Here is a 10,549-nt window from a genome sequence, read left to right on the forward strand (position 1 = left end):
CCCTTAGTGCGCCACGGCTTCGGCGGCGAACAGGAGATCGTGGATCTCCTTCTCCAGCCGGCCGGCGCTGCCGTCCGCGCTCGAGACCTTGTCGACATCGACCACCTCGGCCTTGACGCGGCCGGGATGCGGCGACAGCAGCAGGATGCGGTTGCCGATGCGGATCGCTTCCGCGATCGAATGGGTGACGAACAGCACGGTGAACTTGGTCTCGCTCCAGAGCTGGAGCAGTTCGTCCTGGCAGGTTCTGCGCGTCAGCGCATCGAGAGCGGCGAACGGCTCGTCCATCAGCAGGATGTCCGGCTCCATCGCCATGCCGCGCGCGATCGCGACGCGCTGCTTCATGCCGCCGGAGAGCGTGTGCGGGTAGGCGTCGACCACGCGTGTGAGGCCGACCTTCTCGATATAGGCCCGCGCCCGCGCCTCGGCGTCCTTGCGAGATAACTTTCGCGCGGTGAGCAGCGGGAACATCACGTTGGCGAGCACGCTCTTCCAGGGCAGCAGCTGGTCGAACTCCTGGAAGATCATCATGCGATCGGCGCCCGGACCGTGGATCTCGCGGCCATTGATCCTCATGCGGCCTTCGCTCGGGCTCATATAGCCGCCGACGGCCTTGAGCAGGGTCGACTTGCCGCAGCCGGAGGGCCCGAGCAGCACGAAGCGGTCGGACCTGTCGACGCTGAAGCTCACTCTTTCCGTGGCGGTGACGACGGCGCTGGAAGTCTTGTAGCGCAGCGTCACTGAGCTGACGTCGAGCAGCGCCATCAGTTGCCCTTCAGGTCGTGGGCGACGGGAAGATAATAGTCGGTCCATGCCTTGGGCTGGTTCTTCAGCGTGCCGGTCTTGAACAGATGGGCGGCGAATTTCATCGTGCCCTGCGGCTCGAGATTCCACTCCATCATGCCGGGCTCCTTGAGCAGATCGAGCAACTCGTCCACCGAGGTCTTGTCGCCGGTGATCTCCTTGTAGATCTCGACGGCCTGTTTGGTGTCGCTGCGGATCAGATCCTGCGCTTCCCTGGTGGCATCGCGCACGGCCTGGATGATCTTCGGATTGGCGTCGGCGAACTTCGTCGTGGTGAAGAACTGGGCCTGGCTGAGCGGGCCGCCCATCACGTCCGGCGACGACAGCACCACATGCGCGCCCGGCACGTTCTTCAATTCCAGGAAGGTGAACGGCGGGATCGAGAAGTGGGTGTGCACCTCGTGCTTGGGATTGGACAGCGCCGCATAGGCATCGGGATGGCCGAGCTGCACCGTGTTGGCATCCAGCTTCGACCATTGGTCGGCCCCGAAGGCTTCGGCCGCCGCGATCTGAAGCACGATCGCCTGGGTCGAGACCTTCACGGTCGGCACCGCGATCTTGTCGCCCGGGCCGAAATCCTTGATCGACTTGACGTTGGCGTCACGGCTGATCAGCGTCATCGGCTGCGCCGAGGTCGCAACGATGCCCTTCACGCCGCCGCGGGTGCGGTCCCACAGCAGCAGAAGATTGCCGGTGCCGGTGTTGAGGATGTCGACACCGCCCGCGAGCAGCGCATCGGTCTGCGCGCCGCCGCCGGAGAACGTGATCCATTTGGTGGTGATGCCTGCTACGCCGAGGCTGGCGGCGTGCTTCTCGATCAGCTTCTGCTTTTCCATGATGTGGCTCGGCATGTAGAAAATGCCGGGCTGGCGCGACAGCGCGATCTCGGGCTTCTGCTGCGCGTGCGCCGCGGATGCCGACAATGCGGTTGCAGCGATCAGGGCGGCAGCCGCAAGCCTGTGACGAAGATGCTTGATCATTGTTGTGTGTTTCCTCCGGGCTGCCGGGAGCCGCGTTGACCGTGCTGATGCACTAATATATTAGTACATCAAAGGCAAGCCCCGCGGGAGCCGACATGGAAGCAGCCCCTACCTCGCCGCGCGCGGCCGCAAAATCCGGACCGCGACCGGTCGCCCGGCTCGATCGCGCCCGCCAGGCAGCGCCCCAGGTGTTCGAGCGGCTGCGCAATGCGATCATCGCCCTGGAGCTGCCGCCGGGTGCGCCGCTGTCGCGCGCCGAGCTTGCTGGCCAGTTCGGCATCAGCTCCACACCGGTGCGCGACGCCTTGATGCGGCTCGAGGAAGAGGGCCTCGTCGACGTCTTTCCGCAGCATGCAACAGTCGTCAGCCGGATCGATATCGGCCGCGCCGAGCAGGCGCATTTTCTGCGCCAGGCGCTGGAGCTGGAGATCGTGCGCCTGCTCGCAGCCAGCCACGACGCCGCGCTGGTGATCCGCCTGGATCACGCCATCGCCCTGCAACAACAATTCGCCAAGGCCGGCGACTTCGAGGCCTTCATGGCCGGCGACAACGACTTCCACGCCCAGCTCTACGCCGCCGCCGGAAAGCAGGACCTGTGGGCACTGGTGCGCAGCCGCAGCGGGCATATCGACCGGCTGCGCCGGCTGCATTTGCCCTCGCCCGGCAAGGCCCAGAACATCGTCCGCCACCACAAGCTGATCACGCGCGCGATCGAGGCCGGCGATGCAGGCGCCGCGCAACAGCATCTGCGCAAGCACCTGTCGGGCACGCTGAGCGAGCTGGACAAGATCCGGAGCCACTATCCGGAGTATCTGACCGACTAATTTAGTCACGCGCGACACGACCCGGGCGGGCACCTCGAAATCATGTGCACGCGAGCATACATAGGAGTGACATCGCGGAAACCGCGCGGGGCGGCCAACGTCTCGGCCGCGAAGTGCTTGCAGGACGGGCACAATCCGCGCAACAATTTCGCATTTGGAGCTTTGATTTGGGTCGCCTCGGTCATCCCTGTCCGACCCGGAGGTTTTTGACGTGGCCAACATCCTGATCGTGGATGACGACCCGGCCGTGCAGATCACGATCCGGCTGCTGCTGGAGAGAGCGGGCCATCACGTCACGCTCGCTGGCGATGGCCGCAAGGGGCTTGCGGTGTTTGAGGCCAGCGAGTTCGACCTGCTGTTCCTCGACATCTTCATGCCGGGCATGGATGGGCTGGAGACGATGCGTCACATCCGGGCGCTGGCCCCGGCCATTCCGATCATCGTCATTTCCGGCCGCTCGGCCACGCCGGACGCCTATGCAGAGGCGGATTTCCTGAAGATGGCGACCAAGCTCGGCGCGGTCGCAAGCCTGCAAAAGCCGTTCCGGGCGGATGCGCTGCTCGCGGCGGTCGATGGCTGCCTGAAGGCGGGCGAGCCGGAGGGGTCCGATGTCAGCGCCGGCCACCGATGACGGGAGCGCGTCCCCTGCTTCAGGCCAGAACGGGCGCAATCATCCGGGACGTTCTGCGAATGCCTCGATGACGCTCGCAACGCGGCTGGCCATCGCGATGATCCTGCTGGTGGCGGTGACTGTTGCCGCAGTCGGCTGGCTCGGCTATCGCAACACCACACAAGCCGTCATTCCGCGCGTCCTCGAGCGGGTCGAAGCCCAGTCGCGCCTGCTGGCGACCAATCTCGAATCCTACGTTGCCGGCGTCCGCGGCGATCTGCTCGGCTATCGCTCCGCCGCGGCAATCAATGGCCTGATCCGCGCTCACGTCGGCGGCGGAGTTGACGCAACCGACGGGGTTTCGGAGCAAACCTGGCGCGATCGCATCGCGACGCGGCTCGCGGCCGAGATCGAGGCCAAGCCCAGCTACGGGCAATTCCGAATCATCGGTCTCGACGACGACCAGCGCGAATTGGTCCGCGTCGATCGATCGGGTCCGAATGGAACGGCGCGGATCGCCCCCAACGATCAACTGGAGCGCAAGAGCGAGCGAACCTATTTTCAGGACACGATAAAGTTGGCGCCGGGCGAGATCTATGTGTCCACGATCGATCTCGCCACCCGCCAGGGAGGGACCACGGACCTCCACATTCCGACGTTACGCGTCGCGACGCCGCTGTTCACGCCGGACGCCAGGCCGTTCGGCATCATCATCGCCAACATCGACATGCGTCCGGCGCTCGACCGCGTCCGCTCGACCGCGGGCTCGGGAGGCGAGATTTACGTCGTGAATTCACGCGGCGACTATCTCGTCCATCCCGATCGCGGACGGGAATTCGGTACATTGCAGGGCCGTCCTCACGACTGGCGCACGGACTTTCCGTTTTTTTCAGCCCTGGCTGGCACGGCCGACGTCTCCACGCAACTCATGACCGAGGGGTCGGGCCGGCCAAGCGGAGCGGCGATCGCCCCGGCGCTGCTTGCGGGCAAGGAATGGGTTGCAATCATCGTGACGGTGCCCCCGGCCGTCTTTGGCCGCGTGCCGGCCGCCATTCAAAAAACGTCCCTGCTCGTCGGCGTGCTTGCCGTCCTCGCCGCTGCGGCGCTCGCCGTATTCCTGGCGCGCACGTTGACGCGCCCGATCGGGCGCCTGACCGCGGCGGTGGAGGCAATCGGCCGCGGACGGCCCGCGGACATCCCCGTCGATGCAAGTGGCGAGACGGGCGTGCTGGCGCGGGCTTTCGCCCGGATGGTCGAAGAGACGCAGGCAAAAACAGCCGCGCTCGAGCGCGAGGTCGCAGAGCATCGCCGCACCGAGGCCGCGCGAAGCCATCATGCGACGCGCGAGCGCTTGTTCAGCGCCGCGGTCGAATCGTCCGACGACGCCATCGTCATGCAGTCGCTCGATGCCGTCATCACGGGCTGGAATCCGGCCGCCGAACGCCTCTACGGCTATTCGGCAGACGAGGCGATCGGACAATCCACCTCGATCATTGTTCCGCCCGACCGCCGTGAGCAGGGCAAGGATATTCTGCGACGGATCGCCCGGGGCGAGCCGATCGAACGCTTCGAGACGGTGCGCCTGCGCAAGGACGGCACGCCGGTGGAGATCTCGCTCAGCCTCTCCCCGATCAGGGGGCCGTCGGGCGAGATCGTCGGCGCCTCCGGATCGGCCCGCAGCCTCACCGAGGCGCGACGGACCGAGCGCGCGCTCCAGCAGCAGATCGAGGAGCGGCGCCAGATCTTCGAAGCCTCGCAGGACCTGATCATGGTCATGGACGCGCAGGGGCATGTCGCGCAGATCAGTCCGAGCAGCGAAGCCATTCTCGGCTACCGGCCGGAGGAGATGATCGGCCGCAGCGGCGCCGACTTCATTCATCCCGACGATCTGGAGAAATCCCGCGACGAGATGCGGGCAATGCGGCGCGGCGATCACCCCAAGCTCGACGACACCCGCTGCTTCCACAAGAACGGGCACGAGGTCTGGCTATCCTGGCTCGGCAATTGGTCCGAGCCGACCAAACGTTTCTTCTTCGTCGGGCGCGACATGACGGAGGCGCGGCTGGCGCAGGAATCGCTGCGTGAAAGCGAGCGACTCGCCCGCAACATCGTCGAGACGTCGCTCGACGCCTTCGTCCAGACCGACGAGACCAGCAGCATCCTGAACTGGAACACGCAGGCCGAACAGCTGTTCGGCTGGCGCCGCGACGAGGTGCTCGGCAAGAGCACGATCGACCTCATCGTCGCCGAGAGCGAACGCGAGAGAGTCCGGGCCGGCTTGAAGCAATTCCTCGCAAGCGAGGACGGCAGGTCGCTGAACCGCCGCCGCGAGCTGATGTGCCGACGCCGCGACGGCAAGGAATTCAGGGCCGAGTTGAGCGTCACCGCGCTGAAGCGCCGCGAAGGCCTGCTGTTCAACGTGTTCTACCGCGACCTCACCGACAAGATCGCGGCCGAGGAGCGCATCCGCCAAGCCGAGAAGATGGAGGCGGTCGGCCAGCTCACCGGCGGCGTGGCGCACGATTTCAACAACATCCTCACGGTCATCACCGGGACGATCGAGATCTTGGCCGATGCGGTGGCGAAGGCGCCGGAGCTTGCGGCGATCACCAAGATGATCGACGAGGCCGCCGGGCGCGGCGCCGAGCTGACCCAGCACCTGCTCGCCTTCGCGCGCAAGCAGCCGCTCCAGCCGCGCGAGATCGACATCAATTCGCTAATCATCGACACCGCAAAGCTGTTGCGGCCGACGCTGGGCGAGCAGATCCAGATCGAATCGGTGTTCGAGGACGAGAGCTGCGTTGCAATCGTCGATCCCAACCAGCTCACCACCGCGATCCTCAACCTCGCGCTCAATGCCCGCGACGCGATGCCCGGCGGCGGCAAGCTGATCGTGGAGACGGGCGCCGCCTATCTCGACGAGGTCTATGCCAGCGTCAACGACGTCCGGCCGGGACACTATGTGCTGATCGCCGTGAGCGACACCGGCACCGGGATCCCTGCGAACATGCTGGCCAGGGTGTTCGATCCCTTCTTCACCTCGAAGGGACCGGGCAAGGGTACCGGGCTCGGACTTTCGATGGTCTACGGCTTCATCAAGCAGTCCGCGGGCCACATCAAGATCTACAGCGAGGAAGGCCACGGCACCACGATCAAGATGTATCTGCCGCCGGGCAAGACGCCCACGGCGGTGGGCGAAGGCGTGACACCGAAGACGGTCGAGGGCGGGCACGAAACGATCCTGGTGGTCGAGGACGACCGGCTGGTGCGCGACTACGTGCTGGCGCAACTGCATTCGCTCGGCTACCTCACCCTGCAGGCTGCGAATGCCGCGGAAGCGCTCGCGATCGTCGCCACCGGGAAGCCGTTCGACCTGCTGTTCACCGACGTCATCATGCCCGGCAAGATGAACGGACGGCAGCTTGCCGACGAGGTGCTGAAGACGCGTCCCGACCTCAGGGTGGTCTACACCTCCGGCTATACCGAGAATGCGATCATCCATCACGGCCGGCTGGATACGGGCGTTCTGCTGCTGGCCAAGCCCTACCGCAAATCGGATCTCGCGCGGATCATCCGCAAGGCGCTGAGCGGTTGATGTGCAGCTCTCGTGTCCCGGACGCGCTGCAGCGTGCAACGCTGCTGTGCAGAGCCGGGACCCAGAACGGTCAGCGGTGAAATTGGAGAGATGGGCCCCGGCTCGGCGGCGCATCATTCCATGATGCGCCGCGTCCGGGGCACGAGACCATTTTACGACGCCCGCTGGGCCGCGGTCATCACAATGCGGATCAGATCGGCGGCGTTGCGCGCGCCGAGCTTCTTCATGATATTGGCGCGGTGGTCCTCGATGGTGCGCGGGCTGATGCCGAGCGTGCGGCCGGCTTCCTTGTTGGAGGCCCCAGCGGCGAACTGCTCGAGCACCTCGCGCTCTCTGCGCGTCAACGGCTCGCGTCCGGGGAAATGCAGCGAGCCGAACTTCGGCGACGCGTTCTCCGACTGCCTGCGTGCATAGGCGCCGATTGCCTCGTCCAGCCGGCCGACGATCTCGCTGCCGCGGAACGGCTTCTCGATGAAGTCGAGCGCGCCGCTCTTGATGGCGCCCACCGCCATCGCGATGTCGCCCTGCCCGGAGATCATGAAGATCGGCGCTGGATAGTCTTCGCCGTGCAGCTCGTTCAGAATGTCGAGGCCGGACTTTCCGGGAATGTGCACGTCGAGCAGGACCGCAGCCGGCGTGCGGCTACGTGCGACGGACAGCAGGGCTGCGCCGTCCGCAAAACAGATCACTTCATACCCCGCCGCCTTCAACACCATCGACAAGGTGTCGCGAACGGCAGGGTCGTCGTCGACCACGAAGATTTCACCACGAGAGCTTTGCTCGGCCATGTGCCACATCCAGTTGGCATTAAGGACTCGCGTCCGCGCCAAGCGTTATGGCGTCCGGCGCGGATTCGGCCCACCCGTATTTGTACGGGACATGGCCTTAACGCACAAGTAGCGGCGAGGTGCCTTATTGCGGGGGACGGAGAATATCCATGCTAAATTACGCCGGCACGCCCCCGCTCGCCGCGATCGCCGAAACTGACAGCCGTCAGTTGATCGCAGCCGAACTTCGCGCTTTGATCGCGCGGATCGAGATCAGTATGCGTCTGATCGACGCGGCCATGAACTCGGAAGATATGGAGCCGGCCGACGATAGCACCATCGCGGGTTCCACCGAGCTTTTCGTGCTCGACGATGTCACGCCTCGCTATGCCGCGGCGAGTGCCGCCCTCAACGGCTGCCGGGCGGAGCTCGGCCACGCCCTGCAACAATTATCGGAAGCTGGCAGTCCGGCGTAGGCCGCAATTGGCTGGGGTTTGACCGTCGCAGCCGATCACCTGGCGGCTCGGCGCCTCAGGTGCGGTGGCGTTCCACGATCGCATCGCTGGCGACGCCTCCCCAGGTGTGGATCGCCGGCAGGCCCATCGCGATCTTGCCGAGATTGGCGAGGCTGATGCGCAGTGCCGCGAGATCGAGCGGCTTCGGCAGGCTCTGGAGCTCGATCCCGACGGAACGAGCGAAGCTGCGGGCAGCGCTGCGGCGCTTGCCGTCCATGCCGCTGATCACGATCACGGAGCCTGCGAATTTCGCGGCCGCCATCTCGCGCAGCACGTCGATGCCGTCGCCGTCTTCCAGCACGAGATCGAGCGTCACGCAGTCGAAGCGCGCGGCACGGAGCTTTTCGATCGCCTCCGCGACGGACGGCGCCACCGCGACTTCGTGGCCGGCTTGCCTCGCGGCGACCGTGATCAGGCTGCGCTGCGTGGCGTCGTCGTCGACCACAAGGAGCTGGAGCGCGCGCCGTTCGGCGACGTCGGGCAGGTTTGACGAGACGGGGGAGAGAGAGCTTCTGGGCATTGCCGTATCCTGAGATTGAGACCGGCATCTGATACACGGATCGCGCTTAGGCCACGTAAAGCCGGCGCGGCGAATTCGTTCGGATGTTTCAGCAAATATGAACCAACGTCCCGAAAAAACGCGAAGAGGCCTATGACGAGGCCGATCTGGCGATCAGGCTGCCTCGTCGCGGCCGCCGCTCGCCCCACGCTTCTTGCGGTTCTTGCCGCGCAGGAACTGGATGTCCATTTCGGCGCCGTTGACGCGCACCAGTTCGCAACGGCGGTAGGCCAGCCCGGTCGACGACAGCAGCAGGAAGAATTCCTTCAGGTTCAATCCCTGGATCGAGCCTTCCACCGTGAGGATGGCGTCGGTGTCGGAGATCGCATTGAGCTTGCAGTCGCGCCGCCAGGTGCCGTCGATCGCCATGATGCAGACATCGTAGCCCCGACTGAACGTGACGCGCTCTACGCCCTTGCCATCTTCGGCCATGCCTATCGTCCCGCCATCAGCGCCACGCGCGGCGCCGCGCCGGCGAGAGCCGGTTTGGCCGCGGCCGCACGCGGGTCGTTCGGCTTGTAGAGGCCGCGACGATCCGCGATCGGCCTGAACGTGTCGGTCAGCCCGACCACGGTTTCGGCTGCACCCAGCACCAGGAAGCCGTCCGGCTCGATCTGGCGGGCCAGCCGGTTGAAGATACCGATCTTGGTGTCCTGGTCGAAATAGATCAGCACGTTGCGGCAGAAGATGACGTCGAACGTGCCGAGCTGGGCGAAGTCGTGCAGCAGGTTGAGCTGCCGGTGCTGGATCATCGCCCGCAATTCGGGATTGATCTGCCAGGTCTCGCCGGTCTGCTTGAAATATTTCATCAGCATCTGGATCGGCAGGCCGCGCTGCACTTCGAACTGGCTGTAGATGCCGGCCTTGGCTTTCTCGAGCACCTCCTGCGACAGGTCGGTCGCGATGATCTCGACGCGCCAGCCGGTGAGGGCCGCGCCCATCTCCTTCAGGCACATCGCCAGCGAATAGGGCTCCTGCCCGGTCGAGCCGGCGGCGCACCAGATACGCACGCTGCGACGTCCGGCGCGCGCCTTGATGACCTCGGGCATGATGTGGTCGCGGAAATGATCGAACGGGACCTTGTCGCGGAAGAAGAAGGTCTCGTTGGTGGTCATGGCCTCGACCACGTCGGTGATCAGCGGGCGCGAGCCGCCCTGCAGCTTCTGCACGAGTTCGGCGATGCCGGAGATGCCTGCCTTGCGGGCCAGCGGCAGCAGGCGGCTTTCGATCAGATATTGCTTGTCTGCGGACAGGTCGAGACCGGAATTGTCCTTCAGGAACTTGCGTAGATACTCATACTCGGTCGGGGTCACGGATGGCCTCTCGGAAGCTGTACTGGAACACTCTGGCTCAAACACTCGGGCCAGACACACTCAGACCATGGCTTGTCCGACCGGGATCAAACCGACTTCAGCGAACTTGTCCGCGATGATGTCTTTGTCGAAGGGCTTCATGATGTATTCGTTGGCGCCGCCGCTGAGCGCCTGGGCGATATGCGCGACGTTGTTCTCGGTGGTGCAGAACACCACCTTGGGCTCCTCGCCGCCGGGCAGGCGGCGCATGTGGCCCATGAACTCGAAGCCGTCCATCACGGGCATGTTCCAGTCGAGCAGCACCGCATCGGGCAGCTTGCGCTGACAGATCTCGAGCGCCTTGGAGCCGTCCTCGGCCTCGGTGACTTCGAATTGCAGGCCTTCCAGGATCCGGCGTGCGATCTTGCGCACGACGCTGGAATCATCGACCACCAAACATGTTTTCATCTTGGTTCTCCGGTTTCGATGTTTCGTTGGCTCACGCGGCCATCTGCACTTCGGTCTTGAGCTCGAGGACGCGATCGACGTCGAGGACGACCATGAGCTGTCCGTCGAGGCGGTGGACGCCGCCGGCGAGCTTGG

Annotated in this window: 11 protein-coding genes and 1 pseudogene; 4 read left to right on the plus strand and 8 right to left on the minus strand. The window is 65.1% G+C overall.

Features of this window, described 5'->3' with window-relative positions; all coding sequences use genetic code 11:
• Positions 1-3 precede the first annotated feature (3 nt).
• Positions 4-765 (minus strand): ABC transporter ATP-binding protein, encoded by a 762-nt coding sequence (locus QSV46_RS33980; RefSeq protein WP_314961940.1) that lies wholly within the window; start codon positions 763-765, stop codon positions 4-6.
• Complete coding sequence (locus tag QSV46_RS33985) at positions 765-1,784, minus strand: ABC transporter substrate-binding protein (RefSeq protein ID WP_314961944.1); 1,020 nt, start codon at positions 1,782-1,784, stop codon at positions 765-767. The genes QSV46_RS33980 and QSV46_RS33985 overlap by 1 nt, the downstream gene beginning before the upstream one ends.
• A 95-nt stretch (positions 1,785-1,879) precedes the next feature.
• On the opposite strand from QSV46_RS33985, the gene QSV46_RS33990 reads away from it, so the two are divergent.
• The 3 genes from QSV46_RS33990 to QSV46_RS34000 all read left to right on the plus strand — a co-directional run bounded on the left by QSV46_RS33990 (position 1,880) and on the right by QSV46_RS34000 (position 6,813).
• Positions 1,880-2,608 carry a GntR family transcriptional regulator gene (locus QSV46_RS33990; protein ID WP_314961946.1) on the plus strand — a complete coding sequence of 243 codons (729 nt, stop codon included), beginning with the start codon at positions 1,880-1,882 and terminating at the stop codon, positions 2,606-2,608.
• Positions 2,609-2,819: 211 nt separating this feature from the next.
• Positions 2,820-3,239 carry a response regulator gene (locus QSV46_RS33995; protein ID WP_314961948.1) on the plus strand — a complete coding sequence of 140 codons (420 nt, stop codon included), beginning with the start codon at positions 2,820-2,822 and terminating at the stop codon, positions 3,237-3,239.
• A complete protein-coding gene (locus QSV46_RS34000) occupies positions 3,217-6,813 on the plus strand; it encodes a PAS domain S-box protein (protein WP_409997243.1) in 3,597 nt (1,198 codons plus the stop codon). Before QSV46_RS33995 ends, QSV46_RS34000 begins: the two co-directional genes overlap by 23 nt.
• Positions 6,814-6,965: 152 nt before the next feature.
• On the opposite strand, the gene QSV46_RS34005 is transcribed toward QSV46_RS34000, so the two are convergent.
• Complete coding sequence (locus QSV46_RS34005) at positions 6,966-7,601, minus strand: response regulator transcription factor (RefSeq protein ID WP_247504293.1); 636 nt, start codon at positions 7,599-7,601, stop codon at positions 6,966-6,968.
• Positions 7,602-7,750: 149 nt separating this feature from the next.
• Between QSV46_RS34005 and QSV46_RS34010 the strand changes: the two genes are divergently transcribed.
• The gene (locus tag QSV46_RS34010; protein WP_314961957.1) at positions 7,751-8,056 is read left to right on the plus strand and encodes a hypothetical protein; all 306 of its coding nucleotides are present in this window, start codon (positions 7,751-7,753) and stop codon (positions 8,054-8,056) included.
• Between the two features lie 55 nt (positions 8,057-8,111).
• Here QSV46_RS34010 and QSV46_RS34015 read toward each other — a convergent pair whose 3' ends face one another.
• The 5 genes and pseudogenes from QSV46_RS34015 to QSV46_RS34035 all read right to left on the minus strand — a co-directional run.
• Positions 8,112-8,615, minus strand: coding sequence for a response regulator (locus QSV46_RS34015; protein ID WP_314961959.1), 504 nt, complete (start codon positions 8,613-8,615; stop codon positions 8,112-8,114).
• A 153-nt stretch (positions 8,616-8,768) separates the two neighbouring features.
• Positions 8,769-9,086: a PilZ domain-containing protein gene (locus tag QSV46_RS34020; protein ID WP_314961961.1), complete on the minus strand. Its 318-nt coding sequence runs from the start codon at positions 9,084-9,086 to the stop codon at positions 8,769-8,771.
• Between the two features lie 2 nt (positions 9,087-9,088).
• Positions 9,089-9,967, minus strand: a complete 879-nt coding sequence (locus QSV46_RS34025; RefSeq protein WP_314961964.1) for a protein-glutamate O-methyltransferase CheR — start codon at positions 9,965-9,967, stop codon at positions 9,089-9,091.
• Between the two features lie 60 nt (positions 9,968-10,027).
• Positions 10,028-10,414: a response regulator gene (locus tag QSV46_RS34030; protein WP_314961967.1), complete on the minus strand. Its 387-nt coding sequence runs from the start codon at positions 10,412-10,414 to the stop codon at positions 10,028-10,030.
• 31 nt (positions 10,415-10,445) lie between these two features.
• Positions 10,446-10,549: pseudogene (locus tag QSV46_RS34035) on the minus strand (chemotaxis protein CheW); the annotation flags it as partial.

It is taken from the genome of Bradyrhizobium cosmicum (genome assembly GCF_032290525.1).
Lineage (GTDB): Bacteria > Pseudomonadota > Alphaproteobacteria > Rhizobiales > Xanthobacteraceae > Bradyrhizobium > Bradyrhizobium cosmicum_A.